The sequence below is a fragment of the Delftia sp. GW456-R20 genome, assembly GCF_001622915.1.
Classification (GTDB): Bacteria; Pseudomonadota; Gammaproteobacteria; order Burkholderiales; family Burkholderiaceae_C; genus Comamonas; species Comamonas acidovorans.
Genome location: NZ_LWCN01000005.1, coordinates 45,193 through 70,859, shown reverse-complemented (window position 1 = coordinate 70,859; position 25,667 = coordinate 45,193). Strand labels below are relative to the sequence as shown.

Annotated in this window: 23 protein-coding genes; 10 read left to right on the top strand and 13 right to left on the bottom strand. The window is 68.2% G+C overall.

Annotated features, from left to right (window positions below; translation table 11 throughout):
- The first annotated feature begins 8 nt into the window (after positions 1–8).
- From A4F85_RS24290 to A4F85_RS24265, 6 genes are all read left to right on the top strand, one after another.
- The gene (locus A4F85_RS24290; RefSeq protein ID WP_063328100.1) at positions 9–518 is read left to right on the top strand and encodes a DUF1178 family protein; all 510 of its coding nucleotides are present in this window, start codon (positions 9–11) and stop codon (positions 516–518) included.
- A 613-nt stretch (positions 519–1,131) separates the two neighbouring features.
- Complete coding sequence (locus A4F85_RS24285; RefSeq protein ID WP_012206963.1) at positions 1,132–1,902, top strand: ABC transporter ATP-binding protein; 771 nt, start codon at positions 1,132–1,134, stop codon at positions 1,900–1,902.
- 1 nt (position 1,903) lies between these two features.
- The gene (locus A4F85_RS24280; RefSeq protein ID WP_012206962.1) at positions 1,904–2,614 is read left to right on the top strand and encodes an ABC transporter ATP-binding protein; all 711 of its coding nucleotides are present in this window, start codon (positions 1,904–1,906) and stop codon (positions 2,612–2,614) included.
- A gap of 99 nt (positions 2,615–2,713) precedes the next feature.
- The gene (locus A4F85_RS24275; protein WP_012206961.1) at positions 2,714–3,910 is read left to right on the top strand and encodes an ABC transporter substrate-binding protein; all 1,197 of its coding nucleotides are present in this window, start codon (positions 2,714–2,716) and stop codon (positions 3,908–3,910) included.
- A 57-nt stretch (positions 3,911–3,967) separates the two neighbouring features.
- Complete coding sequence (locus A4F85_RS24270) at positions 3,968–4,852, top strand: branched-chain amino acid ABC transporter permease (RefSeq protein WP_012206960.1); 885 nt, start codon at positions 3,968–3,970, stop codon at positions 4,850–4,852.
- Between the two features lie 27 nt (positions 4,853–4,879).
- The gene (locus A4F85_RS24265; protein ID WP_012206959.1) at positions 4,880–5,878 is read left to right on the top strand and encodes a branched-chain amino acid ABC transporter permease; all 999 of its coding nucleotides are present in this window, start codon (positions 4,880–4,882) and stop codon (positions 5,876–5,878) included.
- Between the two features lie 72 nt (positions 5,879–5,950).
- On the opposite strand, the gene A4F85_RS24260 is transcribed toward A4F85_RS24265, so the two are convergent.
- The 11 genes from A4F85_RS24260 to A4F85_RS24210 form a co-directional block, all read right to left on the bottom strand.
- Entirely contained in the window at positions 5,951–6,280 is a 330-nt protein-coding gene (locus tag A4F85_RS24260) for a type II toxin-antitoxin system RelE/ParE family toxin (protein ID WP_063328099.1), read from the bottom strand.
- Positions 6,277–6,510: a type II toxin-antitoxin system ParD family antitoxin gene (locus tag A4F85_RS24255; RefSeq protein ID WP_063328098.1), complete on the bottom strand. Its 234-nt coding sequence runs from the start codon at positions 6,508–6,510 to the stop codon at positions 6,277–6,279. The genes A4F85_RS24260 and A4F85_RS24255 overlap by 4 nt, the downstream gene beginning before the upstream one ends.
- 70 nt (positions 6,511–6,580) lie before the next feature.
- Positions 6,581–7,693 carry a lipocalin-like domain-containing protein gene (locus A4F85_RS24250; protein WP_063328097.1) on the bottom strand — a complete coding sequence of 371 codons (1,113 nt, stop codon included), beginning with the start codon at positions 7,691–7,693 and terminating at the stop codon, positions 6,581–6,583.
- A 3-nt stretch (positions 7,694–7,696) separates the two neighbouring features.
- On the bottom strand, positions 7,697–8,764 hold the full coding sequence (locus A4F85_RS24245) for a PLP-dependent cysteine synthase family protein (protein ID WP_063328096.1): 1,068 nt from the start codon (positions 8,762–8,764) through the stop codon (positions 7,697–7,699).
- Between the two features lie 26 nt (positions 8,765–8,790).
- A complete protein-coding gene (locus A4F85_RS24240) occupies positions 8,791–9,900 on the bottom strand; it encodes a glycosyltransferase (RefSeq protein WP_063328095.1) in 1,110 nt (369 codons plus the stop codon).
- A gap of 169 nt (positions 9,901–10,069) precedes the next feature.
- Positions 10,070–11,155, bottom strand: coding sequence for a collagen-like protein (locus A4F85_RS31285; protein ID WP_197485527.1), 1,086 nt, complete (start codon positions 11,153–11,155; stop codon positions 10,070–10,072).
- A gap of 9 nt (positions 11,156–11,164) precedes the next feature.
- Positions 11,165–11,863: an IPTL-CTERM sorting domain-containing protein gene (locus A4F85_RS24230; protein WP_063328094.1), complete on the bottom strand. Its 699-nt coding sequence runs from the start codon at positions 11,861–11,863 to the stop codon at positions 11,165–11,167.
- Between the two features lie 197 nt (positions 11,864–12,060).
- Positions 12,061–14,628 (bottom strand): FtsX-like permease family protein, encoded by a 2,568-nt coding sequence (locus A4F85_RS24225; protein WP_063328093.1) that lies wholly within the window; start codon positions 14,626–14,628, stop codon positions 12,061–12,063.
- Between the two features lie 19 nt (positions 14,629–14,647).
- Positions 14,648–15,364, bottom strand: coding sequence for an ABC transporter ATP-binding protein (locus A4F85_RS24220; protein ID WP_047326644.1), 717 nt, complete (start codon positions 15,362–15,364; stop codon positions 14,648–14,650).
- A gap of 16 nt (positions 15,365–15,380) precedes the next feature.
- Positions 15,381–16,370, bottom strand: coding sequence for a tRNA (adenosine(37)-N6)-dimethylallyltransferase MiaA (gene miaA, locus A4F85_RS24215; protein ID WP_063328092.1), 990 nt, complete (start codon positions 16,368–16,370; stop codon positions 15,381–15,383).
- Between the two features lie 29 nt (positions 16,371–16,399).
- Complete coding sequence (locus A4F85_RS24210) at positions 16,400–17,596, bottom strand: multidrug effflux MFS transporter (RefSeq protein ID WP_043819297.1); 1,197 nt, start codon at positions 17,594–17,596, stop codon at positions 16,400–16,402.
- A gap of 204 nt (positions 17,597–17,800) precedes the next feature.
- Here A4F85_RS24210 and A4F85_RS24205 point away from each other — a divergent pair, with 204 nt between their 5' ends.
- Both A4F85_RS24205 and A4F85_RS24200 read left to right on the top strand, forming a co-directional pair.
- Complete coding sequence (locus A4F85_RS24205; RefSeq protein ID WP_034396528.1) at positions 17,801–18,766, top strand: sulfurtransferase; 966 nt, start codon at positions 17,801–17,803, stop codon at positions 18,764–18,766.
- Positions 18,767–18,940: 174 nt separating this feature from the next.
- Positions 18,941–20,191 (top strand): YeeE/YedE family protein, encoded by a 1,251-nt coding sequence (locus A4F85_RS24200; RefSeq protein ID WP_043819208.1) that lies wholly within the window; start codon positions 18,941–18,943, stop codon positions 20,189–20,191.
- A gap of 6 nt (positions 20,192–20,197) precedes the next feature.
- On the opposite strand, the gene A4F85_RS24195 is transcribed toward A4F85_RS24200, so the two are convergent.
- A complete protein-coding gene (locus A4F85_RS24195) occupies positions 20,198–21,868 on the bottom strand; it encodes an ankyrin repeat domain-containing protein (RefSeq protein WP_063328091.1) in 1,671 nt (556 codons plus the stop codon).
- Positions 21,869–22,179: 311 nt separating this feature from the next.
- Here A4F85_RS24195 and A4F85_RS24190 point away from each other — a divergent pair, with 311 nt between their 5' ends.
- The gene (locus A4F85_RS24190; protein ID WP_012206947.1) at positions 22,180–23,619 is read left to right on the top strand and encodes an alpha/beta hydrolase; all 1,440 of its coding nucleotides are present in this window, start codon (positions 22,180–22,182) and stop codon (positions 23,617–23,619) included.
- Between the two features lie 27 nt (positions 23,620–23,646).
- Here A4F85_RS24190 and A4F85_RS24185 read toward each other — a convergent pair whose 3' ends face one another.
- Entirely contained in the window at positions 23,647–24,549 is a 903-nt protein-coding gene (locus A4F85_RS24185; protein WP_063328090.1) for an alpha/beta hydrolase, read from the bottom strand.
- A gap of 149 nt (positions 24,550–24,698) precedes the next feature.
- Between A4F85_RS24185 and A4F85_RS24180 the strand changes: the two genes are divergently transcribed.
- Positions 24,699–25,571 (top strand): methylglyoxal synthase, encoded by an 873-nt coding sequence (locus A4F85_RS24180; protein WP_043819204.1) that lies wholly within the window; start codon positions 24,699–24,701, stop codon positions 25,569–25,571.
- Positions 25,572–25,667: the final 96 nt, after the last annotated feature.

Below are 25,667 nucleotides of genomic sequence, written 5' to 3'. Positions count from 1 at the left end.
GGTGCGTGATGAAAGTGCTCGACCTGCATTGCCCGCACGGCCATCTGTTCGAGGGCTGGTTCGCCTCGGAAGATGATTTCCAGGGCCAGTTGCAGCGCCAGCTGGTGCTGTGCCCCGTCTGCGGCCACAGCGACATCACCAAGCGACTGAGCGCCCCCCGCATCAATCTTGGCGCCAAGCCCGCAGCCACGCCCCCGGCTGCGGCGGCTGAGCCTGCTACAGCCGCCTCGGCTGCCAGTGCGGCAGCCGTTCCCTCACCGTCCATGCCGCCCCAGGCGCGCGAGCAGCTGCAGGCCATGCAGGCCGCGTGGCTGAAATGGTCGCGCCAGGTGGCGCAGCAGACCGAGGATGTGGGCGAGCGCTTTGTCGATGAAGCCCGCCGCATGCACTACGGCGAGACGGACGAGCGCGCCATCCGCGGCAAGGCCAGTCCCGAGCAGGCCATGCAATTGCTGGATGAAGGCATTGCCGTCCTTCCATTGGCCTTGCCCGAAGGCAGCAAGGAAACGCTGCAGTAAGTGGCGACTGGCACATGCTGTCTTGGCGACGACAATTGCGCCCATTGCAATGGATCGGCAATTTCCAGGCCAGGCCTTTGCTTGTTGCTATTGATTGAGTAGCGTCCCAGCTGACTTTGTCGCCATTTAATTGAAGAGGCGACAAACTCAAGCATATCCGCGGCTTTTCGCATAGTGACTGAGCAGGCCACAGGGAGATTGCCGACCTGGGTGTTTCCCGTAAGGCAGCGGACATTGGCCGATGCCCTGTAAGTCGCAAAAAGGGTAGTTTGCTATCGCTTTGGAAGCGCTCTGGCCTTCCGTGTGGGCCGCGCCGGGCCTAGATGGTGGAGAACCCTAGGCCCTGCCTGCCACCGCGGCACCTTACAGCCCCGTGTGTGCTTGATTATTTCAAGTGTGAGTAGTTGCTTCTATCCTTTGTGAAGGCCAGGCTTGATGCGCCATGCTGCAGTGCGGGGCAGGGCCTGTGCTTAGGAGCACCTACGTAGGCGTTTTCCCGCTGCGGTGCACAACGTCGGCAAGCCTACGATGCGTCCGACCCTGCACAACGCCCGCCAGAGCCTCTGGCGACGCGTTGGGGGCTGGCAGCATCAACGGAGCAGGCGAAGCGCACATGAGCGACGTTATTCTCGAAACCCGGAACCTGACCAAAGAGTTCAAGGGATTTACGGCGGTGAGCAAGGTGGACCTTTCGGTGCGCCGTGGCTCCATCCATGCCTTGATCGGCCCCAATGGCGCAGGCAAGACCACCTGCTTCAATCTGCTGACCAAGTTCCTGGAGCCCACCTCCGGCACCATCCGTTTCAATGGCGAGGACATCACGCGGGAAGCACCGGCGCAGATTGCGCGCCGTGGCGTGATCCGGTCCTTCCAGATCTCGGCCGTGTTCCCGCATTGCACGCTGCTGGAGAACGTGCGCATCGGCCTGCAGCGCAAGCTGGGCACGGAATTCCATTTCTGGCGCAGCGAGAAGAGCCTGTCGCAGCTCGATGACCGCGCCATGCAGTTGCTGGCCGAAGTGGGCCTGCAGGATCTGGCCGACGAGGTCACGGTCAACCTGCCCTATGGCCGCAAGCGCGCGCTGGAGATTGCCACCACGCTGGCCATGGAGCCCGAGCTGATGCTGCTGGACGAACCCACGCAGGGCATGGGCCACGAAGACGTGGACCGCGTGACCCAGCTGATCAAGAAGGTCTCGGCCGGCCGCACGATTCTCATGGTGGAGCACAACATGAAGGTGATCTCCACCATTGCCGACCGCATCACGGTGCTGCAGCGCGGCGCCGTGCTGGCCGAGGGGCCGTACGAGGAAGTTTCGCGCAACCCGCAAGTGATGGAAGCGTATATGGGCACCACCGACGGCCAGTTGCAGGGAGCGCATTGAGATGACTGCACCGGCATTGGAAATCAAGGGCCTGCAGGCCTGGTACGGCGAATCCCATGTGCTGCACGGCATGGACCTGGTGGTCCAGCCCGGCGAGGTGGTCACGCTGCTGGGGCGCAACGGCGCGGGCCGCACGTCCACGCTGCGCGCCATCATGGGTCTGACGGGCGCGCGCAAGGGCTCCATCCGGATCAACGGCGTGGAAGCCATCCACCTGCCCACGCACCGCATTGCCCATCTGGGCGTGGGCTACTGCCCTGAAGAGCGCGGCATCTTCTCCAGCCTCTCGTGCGAAGAGAACCTGATGCTGCCGCCGCCGCTCAAGACCGGCCAGCCGGGCATGAGCGTGGATGAGATCTACGCCATGTTCCCCAACCTGGCCGAGCGCCGCCACAGCCAGGGCACGCGCCTGTCGGGCGGCGAGCAGCAGATGCTGGCGGTGGCGCGCATCCTGCGCACGGGCGCGCGGCTGCTGCTGCTCGACGAAATCTCGGAAGGCCTGGCACCCGTCATCGTGCAGGCGCTGGCCCGGATGATCACCATGCTGCGCACCAAGGGCTACACCGTGGTCATGGTGGAGCAGAACTTCCACTTCGCGGCGCCGCTGGCCGACCGCTTCTACGTGGTCGAGCACGGCCATGTGGTCGAGCGTTTCGGCGCGTCCGAGCTGCAGGCCAAGATGCCCGTGCTCAACGAGCTGCTGGGCGTTTGACCTGGATATCCATCGTGGCCGGCGCCTGGGGCTCGCCGGCTGCATTCCTGCCATGGCCCTGTGACAAAAACCCAAGACATCAACGCGAAGGAGACACCAATGAAAGCAAAACTGACCGCACTGTCGTGCATGCTGGCTGCGGCCGGCCTGGCCAGCCCGCTTGCCATGGCACAGGAGAAGGTGAAGATCGGCTTCGTGACCGACATGTCCAGCCTGTATGCGGACGTGGAAGGCAAGAACGCCGTCACCGCCATGCAGATGGCCATCGATGACTTCGGCGGCAAGGTGCTGGGCCAGCCCATCGAGCTGCTGAGCGCCGACCACCAGAACAAGGCCGACATCGCCGCCTCCAAGGTGCGCGAGTGGGTGGACACGCAAGGTATCTCGCTGGTGTTCAGCGGCACCAACTCCGGCACGGCCCTGGCGGTGTCGCAGGTGGCCAATGAGAAAAAGCGCGTGCACTTCAACAGCGGTGCGGGTTCCTCGGCACTGACCAACGAGCAGTGCAACGCCTACACCGTTCACTACGCCTATGACACCGTGGCCCTGGCCAAGGGCACGGGCACGGCCGTGGTCGAGCGCGGCGGCAAGGACTGGTTCTTCCTGACGGCCGACTACGCCTTCGGCCACGCGCTGGAGAACGACACCACGGCCGTGATCAAGGCCAAGGGCGGCAAGGTGGTGGGCGGCGTCAAGCACCCGCTCAATGCCTCGGACTTCTCGTCCTTCCTGCTGCAGGCGCAGGCCTCCAAGGCCCAGATCCTGGGCCTGGCCAACGCCGGTGGCGACACCATCAACGCCATCAAGGCCGCCAAGGAATTCGGCATCAACAAGAGCATGAAGACCGTGGGCCTGCTGGTGTTCCTGACCGACATCCACAGCCTGGGCCTGAAGAACACCGAAGGCATGCAGTTCACCACCAGCTGGTACTGGGACCAGAACGATGCCACGCGCAAGTTCGGCGAGCGCTTCTTCGCCAAGACCAAGCGCATGCCCACCTCCATCCAGGCTGCCGACTACTCGGCCGTGACCAGCTACCTCAAGGCCGTGCAGGCCGTGAAGTCCACGGATGCCGACAAGGTCATGGCCTACCTCAAGAGCACGCCCATCGACGACTTCTACGGCAAGGGCTCGATCCGTCCCGATGGCACCTTCGCCCACGACATGTACCTGGTCGAGGTCAAGAAGCCCGCCGAGTCCAAGAAGCCCTGGGACTACCTGAAGGTCGTGGCCACGCTGCCCGCCGACCAGGTCTGGACCACCAAGGCCGAGACCAAGTGCGCGCTGTGGAAGTAACGCTGCGCCGCCACTGACCCCCAACCGCCACCCGGCCAACCACGACAGCTGCATCCCATGGAAATCTTTGGTGTTTCCCTGCCAGGCCTGATGAGCCAGCTCCTTCTGGGGCTGGTCAACGGCTCGTTCTACGCCATCCTCAGCCTGGGGCTGGCGGTGATCTTCGGCCTGCTCAACGTGATCAACTTCGCACACGGCGCGTTGTTCATGCTGGGCGCCATGGTCACCTGGATGGCCATGAGCTACTTCAACATCAACTACTGGGTGATGCTGGTGCTGTCGCCGTTGCTGGTGGGCCTGCTGGGCGTGCTGATCGAGCGCTTTTTATTGCGCTGGATCTACAAGCTCGACCATCTCTACGGCCTGTTGCTGACCCTGGGCCTGTCGCTGCTGATCGAGGGCCTGTTCCGCTCGGTCTACGGCGTCTCGGGCCTGGGCTACGACACGCCCGAGCTGCTGGAAGGCGCGACCAACCTGGGCTTCATGATCCTGCCCAACTACCGCGCCTGGGTGGTGCTGGCCTCCATCGTGGTCTGCGTGGCCACCTGGTTCATGATCGAGAAGACGCGCATCGGTGCCTACCTGCGGGCCGGCACCGAGAACCCGCGCCTGGTCGAGGCCTTCGGCGTCAACGTGCCCGTGATGATCACGCTGACCTATGCCTTCGGCGCGGCGCTGGCGGCGTTTGCCGGCGTGCTGGCGGCGCCCGTCTACCAGGTCACGCCGCTGATGGGGCAGAACCTCATCATCGTGGTCTTCGCCGTGGTGGTGATCGGCGGCATGGGCTCCATCATGGGCTCCATCCTCACCGGCCTGGGCCTGGGCGTGATCGAGGGCCTGACCAAGGTCTTCTGGCCCGAGGCTTCGTCCACCGTGGTGTTCTTCATCATGGTCATCGTTTTGCTCATCCGCCCCGCCGGCCTGTTCGGCAAAGAGAAATAACAAGAACGAGGACAAGGGGCCGACCACATGAAATCCAAGACTCTCGTTCAACGCATCGCCCCCTGGGGCTATGGCCTGCTGCTGCTGGGCCTGCTGGCGGCGCCCATGCTGGGTGCCTACCCGGTGTTCGTGATGAAGCTCATGTGCTTCGCACTGTTCGCCTCGGCCTTCAACCTGCTGCTGGGCTACACGGGCCTGCTGTCCTTCGGCCACGCGGCCTTCCTGGGTGGTGCGGCCTATGTGACGGGCTACGCCATCAAGGGCTGGGGCTTCACGCCCGAGCTGGCCATGCTGGCCGGCACGGCCGGGGGCGCGCTGCTGGGGCTGATCTTCGGCTGGCTGGCCATCCGCCGCCAGGGCATTTATTTCTCGATGATCACGCTGGCGCTGGCCCAGATGCTGTTCTTCGTGTGCCTGCAGGCGCCCTTCACGGGCGGCGAGGACGGACTGCAGGGCGTACCGCGCGGCAAGCTGTTCGGCCTCATCGACCTGACCAGCGACCTGACCATGTACTACGTCACGCTGGTCATCGTGGTCCTGGCCTTCCTGCTGATCGTGCGCACCATCCACTCACCCTTCGGCCAGGTGCTCAAGGCCATCAAGGAGAACGAGCCGCGCGCGACCTCGCTGGGCTATGACGTGGCGCGCTTCAAGCTGCTGGCCTTCGTGATCTCGGCCGCGCTCACGGGCCTGGCCGGTTCGCTCAAGACCGTGGTGCTGGGCTTTGCCACGCTGTCGGATGTGCACTGGACCACCTCCGGCCACGTGATCCTGATGACGCTGATGGGCGGCCTGGGCACGCTGTCCGGCCCCATCCTGGGCTCGGCCGTGGTGGTCATGCTGGAGAACAAGATCGGCGAGTTCGGCAGCTTCCTGCAGCGCCTCACGGGCGTGGAGTGGTTCTCCACGCTGGGCGAGTCGGTGACCATCGTCACCGGCCTGATCTTCGTGGTCTGCGTGCTGCTGTTCCGCAAGGGCATCATGGGCGAGCTGATCGCCTGGCTGCAGAAAAAGCGTACTCCTTGAGATCCTGAAGACCGCACCGAGCGGCGGGAAGGGCAGGCCACCAGGACCGCATCTGATCCTGGCGGCCTGCCCTTATCCGTTGTCGGGTTCCTGCATCCATGCCGGCAGGTCCCGCTGGGCGTGCAGCACACGCCATACATCGACGTGATGGGCGTGCTCCACATAGAACACCATGTACGGGTAGCGCGTCAGCGGCCAGGCGCGCAGACCGGGCAGATGGAGTTCATGGGCATAGCGCAGCGAGCCTGTGGCGGGGTGGCGGCCTATGTGTGCGTAGGCCTTCTCCAGCGCGTCGATGAAGCCCAGGGCTGCGTTTGCTGCCTCCTCGTCCAGGTACCAGGCAAGTATCTCTTCGACGTCCCGGTTGGCCTGCTCGCGGGGGACGATGGCCTTGGCCTTCACCTCCTGGCCTTCGCCCGCTCACGCAGTCCATCGAAATAGCCCGCATCCACCGCAGCAGCCGGCGCCGAACCCGCTCCAGCCAACAGCAGGTTGCGCAGTTGCAGGCGCTCCTGATCCTTGCGGATCAGCTCGCGGACATACTCGCTGCTTGTGCCGTAGCCGCGCTGGCTGACCTGCTCATCCACAAAGGACTTGAGGGCGTCAGGCAGGGAAATGTTCATGGTGCTCATGGCGTCAGTGTGGGTCGCTTGGCAAAAATTGGCAAGATTCCCATTCAGCCACTGGAGCTTGAAGAGGTTTTCATAGCTGCAGCGGCCGCGCGTAGCCCGTCATCTCCAGGTATCCCTGACCGGCTCGCGCCTCCTGGCCCGGGCCGGTGGGCTTTTGGAGGCTGCACAGGCCCTCCCAGTAGATGGCGCCGGTGGAGGCGCTGCTGTCCAGCTCCTGGTCATCGACCAGGGCGTTCACGGTGAAGCGGCCAGCGGGCGTGTCCACCTGCCATTGCACGGGGTAGCGCGCGCCGCTGGCGGGGCTGCTCCAGTGGCGCAGCGGTGTGAACTGCACGGCATCGTGGGCGAAGATCTGTACCTTGCCATCGGCGCCGCGCAGCGAGCCTCCGGCCCACAGCGCGCTGCCATCGCTGCGGCGCACTCGGAAGGCCGTGAGCGCACCGCCGTCGAACAGGTTCATGCCTATCCAGTCCCAGCCCACGGCCTCGGGGTGCATCAGGGCCTGGCTCCATTCATGGTCCAGCCAGGCGCGGTTGTCACCGGGTTCGCGTGCGGCTTCTATCGCCATGCGCTGGCCTGCCAGCTCCAGCGTGCCGCTCACCTGCAGCTGCGGGCGGCTGTAGTAGTAGCTGGCCTGATCGGGTTCGGGACCCTTGCGCGACAGGCCGGCGCGGCCCTGCAGCAGCGGGTGCTCGCGGGTCTCGAAGCGCAGGTCCAGTGCGAATGCGGTGCTGCGTATGCGGGTGGTGTAGCGTTCGGCAGGGCCTTCATCGGTGCGCTGCAGCGACCAGTCCTGCAGCCGCACGTCGGCATCGGTCTCGCTGGCCTGGGCAATGCCAAAGCCTGCGCGCGCGATGCGCTGGTCGTGGTGCAGGCGGGCGCCCTGCACATCGCACAGCGCCGCATGGGCAAACAGCAGCTGGCGCGCCGCAAATGCGGAGCGCAGCTCCTGCGTGGCCTGCACGCGTGACCGGAAGAAGGTGATCTGGAAACCCCAGGGCCGGCCCGCCGCGCGTGCCTGGCCGGTGATGTACCACCACTCGGTGCGCAGCCCGGGGTGGCTGCCGTGGTCGCGCGGGAAGACCAGCGTGCGTGGCGGCAGTGCCTGGGCGGGCAGTCCTGCCGCCCCCAGGCCCAGGCCTGCAGCCAGGCCCAGCAGATGGCGGCGGGGCAGGGGCATCATCGGTCAGCTTTGCAACTGCGCGATGCGCGCCTGGGCCGGCCCGCAGTCGCCGATGCGCTGCATCACCCAGTCCGCATCATGGTAGGTGGGCAGGTAGCGCTCGCCCGCATCGCACAGCAGCGAGAGGATGGAGCCCTGCTCGCCGCGCTGGCGCATCTCGCTGGCCAGCCTGAGCATGGCCACGTAGTTGGTGCCCGTGGACGGCCCCACGCGCCGGCCCAGCAGTGCGGACAGGCTGCGCATGGCGGCCAGGGAATCGGAGTCCGCCACCTCCTCCATGCGGTCCACCAGGGTGCGCACAAAGCTGGGCTCCACGCGCGGGCGGCCTATGCCCTCGATGCGCGAGCCCGGCGCGGTGAGGGTGGCATCGCCCGTGCGGTGGTAGGCGGCGAACACCGAGCCCTCTGGGTCGGCCACGCAGATGCCCGTGGCATGGCGCTGGAAACGCACGTAGCGGCCAATGGTGGCACTGGTGCCGCCCGTGCCCGCGCCCACCACGATCCAGCGCGGCACGGCATGGCGCTCGCGCCGCATCTGGGTGAACATGCTCTCCGCAATATTGTTGTTGCCACGCCAGTCGGTGGCGCGCTCGGCATAGGTGAACTGGTCCATGTAGTGGCCGCCGGTCTGCGCGGCCACGGCGCGTGCCTCGTCGTAGACCTGGCCTGCGCTGTCCACCAGATGGCAGCGGCCGCCGTAGAACTCGATCAGCGCAATCTTCTCGGCCGAGGTGCTGCGCGGCATCACGGCCACGAAGGGCAGGCCCAGCAGGCGCGCGAAATACGCCTCGCTCACGGCCGTGGAGCCGCTCGATGCCTCGACGATGGTCGAGCCCTCATGCACCCAGCCATTGCACAGCGCATAGAGAAACAGCGAGCGCGCCAGCCGGTGCTTGAGGCTGCCCGTGGGGTGGGTGGATTCGTCCTTGAGGTAGAGATCGATCCCCAGGCCGGCAAAGCCGGGCAGGGGCAGCGGGATCAGGTGCGTGTCGGCACTGCGCTGGTAATCGGCCTCGATGCGGTTGATGGCCTCATGCAGCCAGGAAGAGGTGGTGTGCGGCATGGCGGCCATTGTCGCAGGCTGCCCCGCCCACGCGGCTACAGGCCGTAGAACGGGCGGTTGGCCTCGATGCGTGTCTGCTCGCTGGCGGGGTAGCGGCGTTCGGCCAGCAACTGCTGCAGCGCGGCGCGGCCCAGGTCGCGCAGCGGGGTGTAGAAGGCGCTGACGGCCAGCTCGTCCAGTGCGCGCCAGGCATAGACCTGGGCATCGATGAACAGGATGTCCTCGGCCGGGCGCGGCAGCGCGGCGGCCTGGCGCGCATAGAGGCAGGCCAGGGCGAACTCGGACCGCTCGCGGTGGTAGCGCGCCAGCTCGCACAGGGGCTCGGCCCGCTGCGGTCGCGCGGCATAGGCGGTGAGATAGGCCTCGCGCACGGCGGCCGGCTCGGCCCCCGAGCGCTCCAGCAGCACGCCGATCTGCAACAGCGCAAACCACTGCTCCTCGGCCCAGCCGCCCATGGCGGCGCGCTGCCGGTACCAATGCAGGCTGGACTCGATCTGGCCCGCATCGCGGTGGCTTTGCGCCAGATAGAACACGTTGCGCGTGTTGTCGGGCTGCTCGCGCACGGCCTTCTCGAGCACGGCGATGTCGCGCAGGTAGGTCTGCGGGTCCCGGGCCCGCGCACCATCGTGCGAGACATCGATGAACGGCCCGGCCAGCATCTGCCAGGGCTGGTGCGCAGGCGCGGTCAGGTACTCGTGCAGCACGCCCTCCCAGCGCCAGTCCACGCGCGTGGCGATCAGCGCATTGCGCTGGTATTCGGTGCCCGCCATGTGGCAGGACAGCATGCAGCCGTCCGCCTCCAGCGCCGGCCATGCAAAGCCTTCGGGCACGCGCAGCTGCTCGTCGGCATCGATGAACAGCAGGTAGTCGCCGTGCGGCCGCGCCAGCTCCAGCGCCTCGTTGCGGTTGTGGGCGAAGTCCACCCAGGGCCGCTCATGCAGGATGCCGGGCACGCCGGCCATGCAATCACGCACCAGGGCCTGCGTGCCATCGCTGGAGCCCGTGTCCACGATCACCCAATGGTCCACCCACGGCTTGACCGAGGCCAGGCAACGCGCGATCACCGGGGCCTCGTTCTTGACGATCATGTTCAGGCAGATGCGGGCAGCAGAGCCTGGGCGTTTGCGCGGCGTGGAACCAGGCATGGTGTGGCTTTGCGCGAGCCTATTGGCACGTCACGGCAGTGCCCACGTCGGCGGCCTGCGCTGCTGTGCTGAACATGCCTGCACTGGGGCACAGGGTCCGGATGCGACGGGAGTGGATGCAGCAGGTGCGACGATCCAGGGTTCCTGTGATGCTTGGATGCATACCGATTCAGGGCGCCGAAAACTGCAGCGGCGCAGTGATGCTTGCCGGCAGACCCGCGTTGCTGAGAAGCGTCTCGACGAGAGGGAATACTGCCTGGTTGGAAGTACTTACTGTGCAGTCGCCCGAAAGAATGTCCTCGGTGGATGTCACGTCAATGCCCAGGCTGGTCTGGCTTTGCGACAGCACCACGCCGTTGGCATTGGCACCGCTCAAGCTATAGGTCTTGTTGTTGACCTTGGCATAGACCAGCGTCTTGGCAAAGCGAGGGATGCCCTCCACCGACCCTCCTGACGCCATGTAGGGCGTGCCCGTGCAGTCGGGCGTGAGAAAGAACAGGTTGTTGTCGTTCTGGATACGGCCGTCGAAGCGCATTCTTAAGAAATGACGGGTCGAGGTAAGCACGCCGACGGTGCTGTAGTTGGCCGTGTTCATGTCGATCAACGTTCCCAATATGGCGCCGCTGTTGTCCCTGAGGGTGACGCCCCCCCCGCCTGCGGGGCCGGTGGGTCCAGTGGGCCCTGCATCGCCCGTGGCGCCCGTGACACCCTGTATGCCCTGGATGCCTTGTGGGCCCATGGGCCCGATCTCCCCGGTCCCCGTGGCGCCGGTCGGTCCCATCGTGCCCTGAATGCCCTGCGGACCCGTGGGGCCGGCCGCTCCCGTGATGCCCGCGCCCGTGGGTCCTGTTGCTCCGGTGACACCGGTGGCACCTGTGGGTCCGGTCGGGCCGGCTGCGCCCGTGGCGCCTGCAGGGCCGATGGCACCTGTCGAACCTGTGGCCCCCGTGGCGCCTGTCGCTCCCGTGGCACCTCCACCCACGCCCGCCGCGCAATGCGTGAGCTGGCCCGAGACGCCATCAAAACACAGCAACTGGTTGCTGGTGGCCGTATCGGCCGGCAAGGCCGGCACCAGTACCTCGCCGGTACGCTGCACGCGCAGGCGCTCGGCACCCACGGAGTTCTTGATCACGAAATCGCCATTGGCTGGCAGGGTGATGGAGACATCGGCCGCGAGTGCTGCGGAGGTGTGCAGGCCTGCGCCCGCAAACATCGCAAGCAGCAGGGCCGGGACAGGGCGACGGTTCTGGTGCATGTCCGCTCCTCAGATCCGTGTGTTGCGGCGCTGGCGGTGCAGGGCCATGCCGCCGAGCAGCAGGCTCATCAGCATCAGCCCGTAGGTGCTGAGCGTGGGGATGCTAGCTGGAGCCACCACCACCGGTGCGCCAATCTGCACGTTGCCAGGGATCCCGCTTCCGCTGGGGTTGGACACTGTGGCCAAGGGGCCCAGCGTGACCACGGCAGTGCCGGGACCGGACGAGGCCAGCACCACCGGCTTGCCGGGAGAGCCCAGCGTGAGCGTGCCCAGCACGGTGAGGTTGGTACCTGCGGGAAGAACGATGGTCGGGGGTGTCGGGCCGGTGCTGATCAGTGTCAGATCCTTCACGACGATATTGCCGCTGAGTGTCAGGGTCGTTCCGGGTGCACAGGTGTCTGAAAGCACAACGCTGCTGGTGCCGAGATTCAGTGCCGCCGCGCTCGTCAGGTCGCCGCCGATGTTGAGCTGGCCGCCCGTGCCGGTCACCGTGGAGCCCGCGTCAAAGGCAAAGGACCCCGAATCGAAGGTGCCCGTGCCCAGGGCCAGTTCCCCGCCCATCGAAACGGGGACGCAAAACGAATTGAACGAACCGCCAGCCAGATCGATGCCGGAGCCTGGAGGAAAAACAATCTGCCCCCAGGCCGAGCCGCACATTGCCGCGCCCAGGGCCAGCGACGCAGCCCAACGTTTTCCGAAACCTGCCATGAGTCCGATCTCCCGCGTACAGACGGCAATGCGCCTGTCTGATTTTTGTAGAGGCAGGCACCCCCGTGGATAGGGCGCAGCACTGCCGAAGTCGGGCAAATGATCAGATAGAAAATGATTCTCTTGTAAGAAAAATTAACAATTGATTATGCGTTTTCATTTTTAGCAAGCTATCGGTTTGTGCGGAGGGATGGGGTTTACCAATCCTCCTTGACCGCCAGCACTGCCTCGCGCCCTGCAGCCGCACGCCCGGCCAGCCAGGCCGTCAGCGTGCCTGCTGCGATCACGCTGGCAGCCAGCGCCAAAAGGCGGGACCACGGCAGGGACAGCTCCATGGTCCAGTGAAAGCTTTGCGGATTCACCACGTGCACCAGGATCACGGCCACGCCCAGGCCCAGCAGGCTGCCGGCGATGGCGCCCGCCGTGGTCCAGGCCATGCCCTCGCCAGCCACCACGGCCAGGATGTCGCGCCGCGTCAGCCCCAGGTGGGCGAGCAGGCCGAATTCCTTGCGCCGTGCCAGCACCTGGGCGCTGAAGCTGGCCGCGATGCCGAACAGGCCGATGCCGATGGCCACGGCCTGTAGCCAGTAGGTCACGGCAAAGCTGCGGTCGAAGATGCGCATGGAGCGCTCGCGCAGCGCGCCGCTGCTGGCGAACTCCAGTGCCTGCGCGGCGCCCGGCCCGGTCAGCAGGGACTGGATGCGCGCCTGAAGCTGCTGCGCCGTGGCTGTGTCGTCGCCGTCCGGCCAGATGGCGATTTCAGTGGGGCCTGCCGTGGTGGCGCTGCCGTCGGCAAGCCGTTGGTAGTCGTCCCAGTCCATGGCGATGGCGCCGAACTGGCGCACATAGTCGCGCCAGATGCCGGCCACAAACACGCGGGAATCTTCCGACGGCAGGGCCTGGGCCAGCAGCGGCCACTCCTGGCCCGGCCGCACGCCATAGAGTTGGGCCACGGCTTCACTGACATAGACGGGCGTGCTGCCAGCGGGCGCTTGCACGGGGCCTTGTATCCACGGCAACTGCTGGCCCTGGGGGCCATGCAGCGGACGCAGCAGCAGGCTGACGGCAGGGCGATCCGGGCTGAGCCACAGGCTGGTGCTGCGCATGGGCTGGGCGCGCTGCACGCCAGGCAGGGCGGCAATGCGCGCGGCCAGATCGGCGGGCAGGGGTGCGGCATCGGCACGGCCTGCGCTGCCGGCGGTGCGCAGGTACAGCGGGGCGGGCAGCACGGCGTCCAGCCAGGCGATCATGCTGTCCCTGAAGCTGGCCACCATCACGGTCAGCGCCACGGCCAGGCTCAGGCTGGCCACCACGCCGCCCACGGCCACGGTGGTGCTGCGGCGCATGCGCCGTGCGCGCTCCACGGGCAGCAGGGCCAGCGGCTGGCGCAGCATCGATTGCGGCACCAGGCGCAACAGCTGGCCCAGCAACCAGGGCAGAGCGGCCATGCCGCCCAGCAGCAGCAGGGCCACGGCGGCATAGGCTGCGAGGGGAATGCCGGCCACGGGCGGCACAAAGGCCAGCGCCACGCTGGCTGCCATCAGCAGCAGGGCCGGCAGGCCACGCGCTGCGCGCTCAGAGCCGGCGCCCTGGCCCTTGAGCGTGGCGGCGGGCGGCAACTCCATGGCCTGGCGCGCCGGCCACCAGCCGCCAGCCACGGTGGCGGCCACGCCCAGCAGGCCAAAGGTCAGCGCGGCGCCGGCGCTCCACTGCAGCGCGGGCTGCACGCCGGCAAAGTAGCCGCCGCCCAGGTCACCGCCCAGCAGGTGCAGGGCCAGCCAGGCCAGGCCCGCGCCCAGCGCAATGCCGGCCGCGCTGCCCACCATGCCCAGCAGCAGCGATTCCAGCAGCACCAGGCCCAGGCGCTGGCGCGGCGTCAATCCCAGCACGGCCAGCAGGGCGAACTGCGGCGCGCGCTGGGCCACGCTGAGCGCCAGCACCGAGAACACCAGGAACGCCCCCGTGAACAGCGCCACCAGGGCCAGCACCGTCAGGTTGACGCGGTAGGCGCGCGACATCTCGGCTATGCGCTGCTGGTCGTCGCCGGGGCGGCTGGCCAGGGCCTGGGCGGGCCAGTCGGGCAGGCGGCGCAGCTCGGCCAGCAGGGACTCGCGCGTGGCGCCTTCGGCCAGCAGCACATCGATGCGGTCCACCTGGCCCCAGCGCTGCAGGCTGTCCTGCAGTGCGCCGATGTCCATCATGGCCAGCGGCGGGCCGGATGCGGCCACCGTGCCCGCGATGCGCAGGGTCTGCGCGCGCCCGCCCAGTTGCCATGACAGGGGCGTGTGCCGCGCCTGCTCCGGCGTCAGGCCCAGGGCTTCGAGTGCCGTTGCATTGAGGAAGACCGCATCGGGCGCGAACAGGTCCAGCCGCCCGCCGCCATCGAACAGCCGGGGCATGAGCGCAGGCGCCACGGGCGCCAGCCGCAGCGCATCGCCGCCCAGCACGCGCAACTGCACCGGCGTGGCGGTGCCTGCCAGGGCCGTGGCTTCGATCCAGGGTGCGGCCAGGCTGACCTGGGGCTGCTGCGCAACGCGGCCATACAGCGATTCGGGCAGGCCGCCCTGCATGGCACGCAGCTCCAGGTCCGGCTGGCCGCTGACCGTGCGCACGGCGCGCGAGAACTCATCGAGCGCGGACTGGTTGATCACATGCACGGCAAAGCCCAGCGCCACGCCCAGCATGATGGCCACCAGGGCGGTGGCCGTGCGCCAGGGATGCTGGCGCAGCTCCTGCCAGGAAAAGGTGCGAAGCAGGGCGAGCATGGGCGGATGGTCTCTGGCGCTAGGCGGGCTGCATGCCCTGTGCGGTCAGGCGCAGCACGCGGTCGGCACGGCGCGCGGCCTCGATGGAGTGCGTGACCAGCACCAGGGCGGCCTGGTGTTCCCGGGTCTGCTGCAGCAGAAGTTCCATGACCTGTGCGGCCGTGCCGGGGTCCAGGTTGCCGGTGGGCTCGTCGGCCAGCAGCAGGGCCGGGCCGTGGACCAGGGCACGTGCAATGGCCACGCGCTGCAGCTGGCCGCCGCTGAGCTGCCAGGGCAGGCGCTGCTCCAGCCCCTGCAGCCCGACGGCCTGCAGCAGTTGCTGCACGCGCTGGCGGCCCGCCGCATCCAGCCGCTGCAGCAGCATCAGCGGCAGGGCCACGTTGTGCCAGACATCCAGATGGGGCAGCACATGGAAGGCCTGGAACACGAAGCCCACATGGCTGCGCCGCCACAGCGCGCGGCCGGTTTCATCCAGGGCCGACAGGTCCTGGCCTTCGTGCAGCACGCGGCCCTGCTGCCACTCATCGAGCCCGGCCAGGCAGTTGAGAAAGGTGGACTTGCCCACGCCCGAGTCACCCACGATGGCCACGAACTCGCCGCGCGCCACGCTGCAGTCCACGTTCTCGAAGACGGCGGTTTCCGTGCCGCCGTCGTTGCGGTAGCGCCGCGCCAGGCCCTGGACCTGAAGCAGCGGCGGCTGAGTCAGCAGCGTGTTGTCCTGGGGCGCGGCAGTCATGAAGGCGGTTTCCTGTTCAGCCGTTGCGGGCCTGGTTTGCTGCAGCCACCACGGCCATCGCTGCCTGCAGCAGTTGCTGCTGGGCATCGGGCGCATCGCAGGCGATGGCATGGCGGGCGGGCATGCTGCGCAGCCAGGTGATCTGGCGCTTGGCCAGCTGGCGCGTGGCGGCAATGCCGCGTTCGCGCAGCGAGTTCATGGAGTACAGGCCGTCCAGCGATTCCCAGGCCTGGCGGTAGCCCACGCAGCGGATGGAGGGCAGGTCCAGGTGCAGGTCGCCGCGCGCGCGCAGTTGCTGCACCTCGTCGATGAAGCCAGCATCCAGCATGGCGTCGAAGCGCTGGGCGATGCGCGCATGCAGCCAGGCGCGGTCCTGCGGCTCCAGCGAGAAGAAGCCGCCGGGGCTGATCAGGCCCTGTTCGGCACTCTTGCCACTGCGCGTATGAAAGCTGGACAGCGGCTTGCCCGACACATGCCAGACCTCCAGCGCGCGCTGTATGCGCTGGCTGTCGGCCGGCGCCAGGCGTGCGGCCGTGGCGGGATCGACCTGGGCCAGCAGCGCATGCATGGCGGGCCAGCCGATCTGTGCGGCCTGGGCGTCCAGCCGCTCGCGCACGGCGGGGTCGGCGGCCGGCATGTCGTCAATGCCATCCTGCAGGGCCTTGAAATACAGCATGGTGCCGCCCACCAGCAGCGGCAGGGCGCCGCGCGCGCGGATCTCGGCCACCAGGCGCTGCGTGTCCTGCACGAATTCGGCCGCGCTGTAGGACTGCAGCGGGTCGCGGATATCGATCAGGTGATGGGGGCAGGCAGCCAGTTCTTCGGGCGTGGGCTTGGCCGTGCCGATGTCCATGCCGCGATAGACCAGGGCCGAGTCCACGCTGATGATTTCTGCGGCCTGGCCGCGTTCGGCCAGCAGCCTGGCCAGGGCCAGGGCGGCAGCGGTCTTGCCGGAAGCGGTGGGGCCGGCGATGGCCAGGCAGGGGAGCGGGGAAGCGGTGGACATTCGAGAAACGGGAACGCAGGAAAGTGGAATCAGCGGTGGCCATCGGCCCGGCCATGGCGGCGCACCAGCCCCCAGGCGACCAGGGCCGTGCACACGCCCCAGAACCAGATGCCGAAGGCCATGGGCCGGGTGGACTGGCCGTCCAGGTGCAGGCCCAGCCAGTGTCCCATGGCAAAGGCGATGAGCATCATGGTGAAGCCGTTCAGCGCCGAGGCCGTGCCTGCCGACTGCGGGAAGGGCGCGATGGCATTGCTCTGGCCGCAGGGCATGTGCACGCCATGGGCGATCTGGAAGATATAGAAGGGCAGGGCATAGGCCCAGAGGCTGCGCGCATCGGCCAGCGCCGCAATGCCGATGGCCGTGGCCGACAGCAGGCTGGCCAGCCCGGCAATCTGCACGGCGCGCCGCACATCCATGCGCTGCAGCAGCCAGCGGCACAGGAAGGTGCCCGCGATGTAGCACAGCGCATTGCTGCCCATCAGCAGGCCGTAGCCCGTGCGGCTCACGCCCAGCACATGGATATAGGTGAAGGAAGATGCGGCCAGATTGGTGAACAGGGCCGCATAGGTGCAGCAGGTCAGCAACTGGTAGGACTGGAATCCCGGGTGGCGCACGATAGTGATCCAGTTGCGCGCCAGGGCCAGCGGCTGCAGCGCCGTGGGATTGGTGCGGGCCAGTGTCTCCGTGAAGCGCAGGGCCACCAGCAGCAGGGCCAGCGCACCCATCACGGCCTGGGCCAGCATGGTCGAGCGCCAGCCCAGCGAATCCACCAGCAGGCTGCCGCTGACGGGGCTCAGGAAGGCGATCACGCCCAGCCCGGTCAGCGCCTTGGACATGACCTGGGCGCCCAGGTGCGGCGCGAACAGGTCGCGCACCATGGCGCGTGCGCACATCACGCCCGCGCCCAGCGATGCCCCCTGCAGCGCGCGCCAGGCGATCAGCGACTCCATGGTCTCGGCACTGGCGCTGCCCAGCGCGGCCAGCACGTAGATGGACATGCCCGCCAGCAGGATGGGCCGGCGCCCGAAGCGGTCGGACAGCGGCCCCCAGGCCAGTTGCGAGCAGCCGAAGGCCAGCAGGAACGCCGTCAGCGTGAGCTGCACCTGGGACACCTGAGTGGAGAAGGCCGCCTGTATCGACGGCAGGGCCGGCAGGTACAGGTCGGTGGCCAGCGGCTGCAGTCCCAGCAGCAGGCCGAGCAGGACGACGACCAGGACGGGGGACATGGCCGGCTGCGCTTGCGCGGCGGCGGGAGACAGGGGCGCTGACATAGGCGACCGAGGGTAGCAGAGAACAAGGGGTACCGCTGTCCATGTTCGGGCGGTGCATATCCATCTGCGGATTGCGCAGTTGGGAACCGGCCGGGCCCTGCCTACATTGCATTGCAGAGGAATCAACCCGATCAACGCAACTGTGAACAAAGGACCGCAATGGCAACGCTGACCGCTTTCTCCTCCCTTCCCGCCGCGCTGCGCCAGGGGGCGTGCACCCTGCTGTGGGGCGTGGCCCTGGTCGGTGGTGCGGCCCATGCCAATGCGCCTGTGCCCGAAGGCCCGCTGGTCAGCACCGAATGGCTGGCGGCCAACCTCAACCGCGCCGATGTGCGCATCGTCGAGGTCAGCGTCAACCCCGGCCTGTACGAACGCTCCCATGTGCCGGGCGCCGTCAACTTCTCTTGGCACAACGACCTCAATGACAAGGTGCGCCGCGACATCGTGGGCAAGGAGCAGTTCGAGAAGCTGCTGTCCCAGGCCGGCGTGAAGGAAGGCAACACGGTCGTGCTGTACGGCGATACCAACAACTGGTTCGCAGCCTGGGGGGCCTGGGTCTTCGACATCTATGGCGTGCAGAACGTCAAGCTGCTGGACGGCGGCCGCAAGAAGTGGGAGGCCGAGAACCGCCCCCTCAACAACCGCGCCCCCGAATATGCGGCCACCACCTACCGCGTGGGCAAGGTCAACACCGCGCTGCGCGCGCGCCTGACCGATGCGCTGGCCTCGGCCGAAGGGCGCAGCGACGCCAAGCTCGTCGACATCCGCTCGGCCGACGAATACCAGGGCAAGGTCTTCGCCCCGGCCGGCGTGCCGGAGCTGGCCATCCGCGCAGGCCACATCCCCGGCGCCGTCAACGTGCCCTGGGGGCAGGCCGTGCGCGAGGACGGCAGCTTCAAGTCCGCCGAAGAACTCAAGAAGCTCTATGCGGGCGTGGGCATCGACGGCAGCAAGCCCGTCATCACCTACTGCCGCATTGGCGAGCGCTCCAGCCACACCTGGTTTGCGCTGTCCAAGATCCTGGGCTATCAGGTGCGCAACTACGACGGCTCGTGGACCGAATACGGCAACTCCGTGGGTGTGCCGATCAACAACCCAGCCGGCACGGTCTGGGCCGCGAAATGATCCTGCAGTCGATCAACCTGTCTTGAAGGCGGGGGCCGGGCGAGGGGTGTCGGTGCTCTTGGTTTGACGGATCAGGGGTGGTGACGAGTGGCTTTGGCAAAAGCTCGGCTCCTTTGGGGCCCGCAGGCTGCGGGCCCCTTTTTTTATGCGTGGATGGCAACAAAGGGGGCAGGAATGACAAGCGTGACCGGTGAGCACACGCAGAACGTGAATGGCAGGCACAGGGCAAGGGACTGGACCAGATGGCTGCCCTTGGCCGCCGTGCTGGCCGCAGCCTGGCCTGTGGCGGCGCAGCTGCAGCTGCAAGGCGGCGGGCGTACCCTGGTCTTTGCGCTGGCGCTGGGCCTGCTGCTGGGGCTGGTGCTGCAGCGCTCGCGCTTTTGCTTTTACTGCCATGCGCGCGACTGGTTCGAGTTCGGCGACCCGCGCGGCGTGCTCTCCATCCTGCTGGCGCTGGCCGTGGGATCGGCGGGCATGACCGTGGTGCTGGGCAGCTGGGTGGCCGTGCCCCAGCCGGGCCAGTTGCCGCCCGACATGCACATAGGTCCCGTGAGCTGGGTGCTGGTCCTTGCGGGCCTGGCCTTTGGCGCGGGCATGTCGGTCTCGGGCTCGTGCATCAGCGCCCACTGGTACCGGCTGGGCGAGGGCTCGCCCGTGGCGCCCTTTGCCCTGGTCGGCACGGGCCTGGGCTTCGTGCTGGGGTTTCGCAGCTGGAACCCGCTGTACAGCCTGGCCATTGCCGATGCGCCCGTCATCTGGCTGCCGGCGCATCTGGGCTATGGCGGCGCGCTGGCGCTGCAACTGGCCGTGCTGGGCCTGCTGGCGGCCTGGGTCTGGCGCATTCATGGGCGCTCGGGCCGCGCACAGCCCCGGCCTGCGGCAGAACCGGCGCAGCCACCGGGCCTGCGCCAGCTGTGGCTGTCGCTGTGGCAAGGCCGCTGGAACGCCGCGCTGGGCGGCCTGGCCGTGGGCCTGATCGCGGCCGCCGCCATCGTGCGCATGCGGCCGCTGGGCGTGACCACCACGCTGGGCAGCACCGTGCGCGGCTGGGCCCAGGCGGGCGGCTGGGTGCCCGAGCGCCTGCACGGCCTGGACACCCTGGGCGGATGTGCCACGGCCGTACTCAACAGCCTGCTTACCCCCCATGCCGTGCTGCTGCTGGGCCTGGTGGCCGGTGCCTGGGGCGCTGCCGTGGCCAGCCGCCAGTGGACGCCGCGCCGCCCCACCTGGCGCGATGCGGCTCGCGGCCTGGCCGGTGGCGCCTTGCTGGGCTGGGGCGCCATGACGGGGCTGGGCTGCACCATCGGCACGCTGCTGTCGGGCAGCATGGCGGGCGCGCTGTCGGGCTGGGTCTTTGGCGCGGCCGTGTTCACGGCGCTGTGGGCGGGTTTCGTTCTGCGGCGCTGGCAGGCCAGCCGGGACTGAGGGCCTTCAGCCGGCAGCCACACCCAGCAGCAGATCCGCGATCTCCTCCGGATACCGCTGCCGGCTTCCGTCGATGAGCACGCAGCCGGGCGCCTCGGGGTCGGGCCTGGCCAGGGGCATGCCGTGGTCGATGAGGGCCTGGGCGCAGCCCAGCCAGTCGCCGCCGCCGGGCTCGGTGGATTCGGGCTGGTTCAGCGATGCCCAGCACAGGGTGCCTGCGCAGTTGTCGCCATAGGCGTGGCGTTCGGTCCACTGTGCGCCGTGCTCCAGCAGGAAGCGCGCCATGGCGGCATCGCCACGGAACACGGCCTGGTTCAGTGCGGAGGCATCCCAGTCGCCGCCGCGCGCGGCGATGGGCCAGCCCAGTTCCACCATGCAGCGCACGGCGTCCATGCAGCCCAGGGCCGCCAGTTCGGGCAGCATGCGCAGTTGTTCGGGTGCCAGGCCCTGGAGCAGCCCGGGGTGGGCTGCGGCAAGACGGCGGGCCTGTGCTGCGTCGCCCACGGCGCAGGCGGCCAGGAGTTGCTCCTGCGGCGTGGTGGGCTCGCTGCCCGCCGCCTGTTCCAGCAGGGCGGCCACGTCGGCCAGGCCAAAGCGCCGCGCCAGTGCAGCGGCACTCAGGCCCTGCGGCGTGCGGACCGACGGATCGGCGCCGGCATCCAGCAGCGCCTTCACATGGGCGGGCGAGCGGCGCCGGCGGATGGCCCACAGCAGCGGGCGGCCCCATTCGCCCTGGCCGTTGTCCTCGTTCGGATCGGCGCCGTGGTCCAGCAGCAGGCGCAGGGCCTGCACATCGTCCAGGTCCAGCACGCGGAACAGGGCATTGCTGCCTTCCACGCGTGCGCCGGCTTGCAGCAGCAGCCGCGTGCACTCGCGGCTGGCGGGCGTGCCTTCCAGCGAGTGGTAGAGCGATTCGCCGTCGTTGGGGTCGGCGCCGGCCTGCAGCAGCATCTGCGTCAGTTGCGCATCATGGTTCTGGCCTGCTGCGCCATAGAGGGCCGACAGCCGCTCGGTATCGGAGGGGGACTGCAGCGAGGCGGGTGGCCAGCGGTTGCCTATGGTCTGCAGCGGGTCGGCGCCTGCGTCCAGCAGCCAGCGCGCGCATGCGTGCAGGTGCTCGGTGAATTCGGGCAGGCGCAGCAGGCAGGAATGGGTGACGGCCATCAGCGGCGGCAGCGCCAACGGCCCGCCTGCACGGCGCAGCCAGCCGGGGTCGTTGCGCCCGGCCTCGCGCAGCACGGCCAGATTGCCGGTGGCGCAGGCCACCCAGGGATCACTGCCATCACTGCCCGCCAGTTCCGGCCGCTCGTCCAGCAGGCGCCGGGCCAGCGCGGGCTGCGCGCGGTGCGTGCCGCCCGCCACATCGCCGGCATAGACCAGGGCCAGCCAGTGCAGCCGGGATTTCTCGGGGTCCGCCGCCAGGCGCTGGCATGCCTGGACGTAGCCTGACAGCTCGCTCCATGAAGCGAAACCGTGCTCGCGCGCCACGGCGGACTGGGCGTCGTGCAGCCGCAGGTCCTTGGCGGCCAGTGCCTCATCGGCAAGGCCTTTGGCCGCTGGCAGGTGGGAGCGCAATTGCTCCATGGCCTGGGCCGAGCCTGCGCGATAGGCGGCCAGCAGTTGCTTGGCCTGTTTCTTGAGATGGCCCATGTCGGGCCGGGCGGGGATGCGTTTCACAGGGATACCTCCGTGCACGAAGGCCAATGACCTGCAGCTTGGCGCACAAAGGCATGTGGCAAGAGAAAAACGCCGGGAGGCGCATACAGGTGGGTTCAACCCTTCCCGCAGGTCCGGGTGCGGCCTGCACCGCAAGCGCGGATGTTAGCGCAAGGCGACAGTCATCTGGGTGACAGCCGGCAGCCCCTGCTTGCGGGTTCCTACCCGCATGGCGGGCCAGTTGTCTGGCATAGGCTGCGTCGGCAATCCCGCTTGAACCTGATTTTTTGCGCGCGTTTCCCTCAACACCTTCATCCCAAGGAGACAGTCTTATGCGAGCCCTGCGTTGGAATCGTTGGAAGTATCTCGGTCTGCTGGCGGCCACGGGCCTTGCGGCCTGCGGCGGGGGGGACGGTGATGCGCCCGAGGAGACGCGGGCACAGGACAGCCGCAGCTTTGCGCCGGCCAATCCTTCGGCCACCAGCTTCGACGCGCTGGCCGCCGCTTCGGGCGATGTGGTCGACAACGCCAGCACCAGCCGCTGGGCCGGTGTGCTGGAAGGCGCGGCCTACCGCATCGAGGTGCCGGCCAACTGGAATGGCCGCCTGGTGATGTATGCCCACGGCTATGCGGGCGAGGGCAGTGCGCTCAACGTCACCAATCCGTCCATACGCCGGTACCTGATCCAGAACGGCTATGCCTGGGCGGCGTCCAGCTACAGCAAGAACTACTACGACGTGCGCGCCGGCGTTGAGGACACGAATGCGCTGGCGCTGGCCTTCAACCGCCTGGCCGCATCCCACGGCCGGCCGCTGGCGCAGCCGCAGCGCCTGTACATCACCGGCCATTCCATGGGCGGCCATGTCACGGCGGCGGCCATCGAGGCCGAGGCCCAGGCCACCGCGAGGAACAAGGTGCGCTACCAGGGCGCCGTGCCCATGTGCGGCGTGACGGGAGATACCGAACTGTTCGACTACTTCGCCGCGGCCCAGGTCACCGCGCAGGCCATGGCCGGCGTGGCCCAGCGCCCCGTCACCGAGTGGGCCGCCATCCAGGGCCAGGTGACCTCGGCCCTGTTCACCACCTTTCCGTCGGCTCCCACCGCGACGGGGCGCGCCTATCTGTCGGTCATCCAGAACCTCACGGGTGGCCCGCGCCCGCTGTTCGATCTGGGCGTGGCCGTGGGCGGCTCGTTCGCGCCGGTCTGGGGCGTGTTCGGCAGCGATGGCTCGGTCAACGGCATCCTGAACCGCAACGTGGCCGACACCAACCGCTTCACCTACCGCATCGACGGGGATGCCGCGGCCTCGGCCGCGCTCAATGCCGCCGCGCAAAAGCGCACGGCCGCGCCCGATGCCAACCGGCCGCGCCGCGACGGCCTGCGCTGGATTCCCGTGACTTCCGGCGATATCAACATTCCCGTGGTGACCCTGCATACGCTGGGCGATCTGTATGTGCCCTTCAGCATGGAGCAGATCTACCAGCGCCGCGTGGCCGACAAGGGCCGGAGCCAGTGGCTGGTGCAGCGCGCCATCCGCGGCGCATCGCACTGCGACTTCACCGTGGCCGAGCAGGTGGAAGCCTTCGATGCCATGGTGCAGTGGGAGCAGGGCGGCGCCAAGCCGGGCGGTGACGATGTGCAGACGGCCGCCACGGTGGCCGCGCCCACCTATGGCTGCCGCTACACGCGCAACACGCTGGGCCCGGATGACAGCACCACCACGCGGCAGTTGCGCGCCGTGATCTCGCAGAACGCGGCAAGCTGCCCGTAGCGCGGAAGGCGGCGCAGGCTGCGCCGCTCAGCGCGGGCTTGCTGGCGCTGTGGGCGCCTGTGCGAGCAGGCGCAGCCCGAACAGCTCGTCCAGCGCCTGCCGGTATTGCTCCATGGCGCGCGACTGGGTGTTGTGGTGGTTGCCGCCTTCGATGAGCACGAAGCGCTTGGGCTCGCTGGCAGCGTCAAAAAGCTGGCGGCCCAGCGTGGCGGGGATCAGCGGGTCGGCGCTGCCGTGCACGACCAGCAGCGGCGAGCCTATGCCGGCCACCTTGTCGATGGAGGCAAAGCGCTGCGTGATCAGCGGCCCCACGGGCAGCCAGCCCCAGCGGAAGCTGCGGACCACGTCGGGAATGCTGGTGAAGGTGGCCTCGACCATGACGCCGGCCTCATCCTGGACGCTGCGCGCCAGGTCGATGGCGATGGCGCCGCCCAGCGAATGGCCGAAGATGAAGCGCGGCCGGCCCGGAGCGTGCCGGCCCAGCCAGTCCCAGCCTGCGCGTGCGTCCTCGGCGGCCGATTCCTCGGACGGCAGGCCGGCGCTGCTCTTGCCAAAGCCCCGGTAGTCGATGGCCAGCACCGAAAAGCCCAGTTCGTGCAGCCGCCGGATGCGCGGCGAGGAGCCGGCAACGTTCCAGCGCGCGCCATGCAGGTACAGCAGCACGGGGGCGTTGCCGGCCGTGGCCGGCTGGGACAGCCACAGCGCATGCAGGCGGGCGCCGTCCTGCGCTGGCATGTCGATCCAGACATCTTCCATGCCGGCCGTGTTGGCGCCGGGCCAGCTGCGGTCGCTGGGCTGGAAGATCCATTCGCGCTGCTTGGTGTCCAGCACGGAGCAGCCGCTGGCCGCCAGCAGCGCGGCCACGCCCAGCGCCGCCGTGATCCGGTGCAGGCGCCTTCGGGGCCACAGAAAGGGAAGCATTGAGGGCATGACGCAACAATGGATGCACGGGCCGGCCAAAAGTTCAGCGCCGCTGCCCTGCGGGCCGGCGCTGTCATGGATTGGCGCTATTCTTGCCGCTGGTTCGCGGGCCGACAAGGCGATGCGGACCTCTCCCCACTGTTGATGAGTGAACCTGTATGCCGATACGCCTGGGCCTGGCCGCCAACCGAATCCACCACCAAACCGAGGATGCCGCACTGTTCGGCTGGCTGCGCGCCTGCGAGTCCGGCATCCGCGAGCTGCAGCTGGGCCTGCATGCCGTGGGCCGTACCTTCGACGCCATCCAGGCCGCCGGCATGCTGGCGTCCTACCGGGGCCTGCGCCGCTATCCCTATGGCCGCGAAGGCGGGCTGATGAAGCTGGTGGCTGAGGTGGTGGGCGTGGAAGGCGACGAGCGCACGATTGACGGCGCCATTTATCTGACCGACCCCGTCGATCCGTCCTCCATCTTCCCCGAGGCCGTGGCGCTCAAGCGCCAATGCGTGATCCACGGCAAGCCGTTCCTGTCCACCGTGGCCTCGGCGCGCGACTGGATCGAGATGGAGCGCATCCATGCCGGCCTTCCCAGGGATGCGGGCGCACAGCGCTTCCATGACTATGCGCAGCAGACGCTGGCGCTGATCGCCCACGATGCGCTCAAGCCCACCATGCTGGATTTCGCGGCGCGCAACTTCGAGCTGCTGTCGCGCTTTGGCCGGCGCGTGGGCACGGGCACCACGGGCCAGCGCCTCAACGAAATGGCCTGGAGCCGTGGCTGGCCCGAGGACCGGCCCTGGGTGGACCGCTACAACAGCGGCCCGCTGGGCGGCGATGCGCAGATCGCCGACCTGGTGCTGGACCGCCGCTGCCAGCGCGTGATCTTCTTCGAGGACCCGCATGTGGCGCGCCAGCACGAGGCCGACATCCAGCTGCTGGAGCGCGCCGTGACCACGGTGACGCACGACACGGTCTGCATGACCTCGCCCCAGGTCGCCCAGCGCTGGTGCGATTCCGCCCTGATGCGCCGCTGAAACCTTCGTCGCGCAGACGACAGCCTTGCGGCCTGCGGGCGGGCGAACACCCGTGACCGGCCGAGGGCTTTCTGCAAGACTGGCCGTTTCCAAAAC

Bases quoted from the DNA above. Each gene is read 5' to 3' on its own strand.
- A4F85_RS24290 (WP_063328100.1), top strand. From the start codon at position 9: ATGAAAGTGCTCGACCTGCATTGCCCGCACGGCCATCTGTTCGAGGGC.
- A4F85_RS24285 (WP_012206963.1), top strand. From the start codon at position 1,132: ATGAGCGACGTTATTCTCGAAACCCGGAACCTGACCAAAGAGTTCAAG.
- A4F85_RS24280 (WP_012206962.1), top strand. From the start codon at position 1,904: ATGACTGCACCGGCATTGGAAATCAAGGGCCTGCAGGCCTGGTACGGC.
- A4F85_RS24275 (WP_012206961.1), top strand. From the start codon at position 2,714: ATGAAAGCAAAACTGACCGCACTGTCGTGCATGCTGGCTGCGGCCGGC.
- A4F85_RS24270 (WP_012206960.1), top strand. From the start codon at position 3,968: ATGGAAATCTTTGGTGTTTCCCTGCCAGGCCTGATGAGCCAGCTCCTT.
- A4F85_RS24265 (WP_012206959.1), top strand. From the start codon at position 4,880: ATGAAATCCAAGACTCTCGTTCAACGCATCGCCCCCTGGGGCTATGGC.
- A4F85_RS24255 (WP_063328098.1), bottom strand. From the start codon at position 6,510: ATGAGCACCATGAACATTTCCCTGCCTGACGCCCTCAAGTCCTTTGTG.
- A4F85_RS24250 (WP_063328097.1), bottom strand. From the start codon at position 7,693: ATGATGCCCCTGCCCCGCCGCCATCTGCTGGGCCTGGCTGCAGGCCTG.
- A4F85_RS24245 (WP_063328096.1), bottom strand. From the start codon at position 8,764: ATGGCCGCCATGCCGCACACCACCTCTTCCTGGCTGCATGAGGCCATC.
- A4F85_RS24240 (WP_063328095.1), bottom strand. From the start codon at position 9,900: ATGCCTGGTTCCACGCCGCGCAAACGCCCAGGCTCTGCTGCCCGCATC.
- A4F85_RS31285 (WP_197485527.1), bottom strand. From the start codon at position 11,155: ATGCACCAGAACCGTCGCCCTGTCCCGGCCCTGCTGCTTGCGATGTTT.
- A4F85_RS24230 (WP_063328094.1), bottom strand. From the start codon at position 11,863: ATGGCAGGTTTCGGAAAACGTTGGGCTGCGTCGCTGGCCCTGGGCGCG.
- A4F85_RS24225 (WP_063328093.1), bottom strand. From the start codon at position 14,628: ATGCTCGCCCTGCTTCGCACCTTTTCCTGGCAGGAGCTGCGCCAGCAT.
- A4F85_RS24220 (WP_047326644.1), bottom strand. From the start codon at position 15,364: ATGACTGCCGCGCCCCAGGACAACACGCTGCTGACTCAGCCGCCGCTG.
- miaA (WP_063328092.1), bottom strand. From the start codon at position 16,370: ATGTCCACCGCTTCCCCGCTCCCCTGCCTGGCCATCGCCGGCCCCACC.
- A4F85_RS24210 (WP_043819297.1), bottom strand. From the start codon at position 17,596: ATGTCCCCCGTCCTGGTCGTCGTCCTGCTCGGCCTGCTGCTGGGACTG.
- A4F85_RS24205 (WP_034396528.1), top strand. From the start codon at position 17,801: ATGGCAACGCTGACCGCTTTCTCCTCCCTTCCCGCCGCGCTGCGCCAG.
- A4F85_RS24200 (WP_043819208.1), top strand. From the start codon at position 18,941: ATGACAAGCGTGACCGGTGAGCACACGCAGAACGTGAATGGCAGGCAC.
- A4F85_RS24190 (WP_012206947.1), top strand. From the start codon at position 22,180: ATGCGAGCCCTGCGTTGGAATCGTTGGAAGTATCTCGGTCTGCTGGCG.
- A4F85_RS24185 (WP_063328090.1), bottom strand. From the start codon at position 24,549: ATGCCCTCAATGCTTCCCTTTCTGTGGCCCCGAAGGCGCCTGCACCGG.
- A4F85_RS24180 (WP_043819204.1), top strand. From the start codon at position 24,699: ATGCCGATACGCCTGGGCCTGGCCGCCAACCGAATCCACCACCAAACC.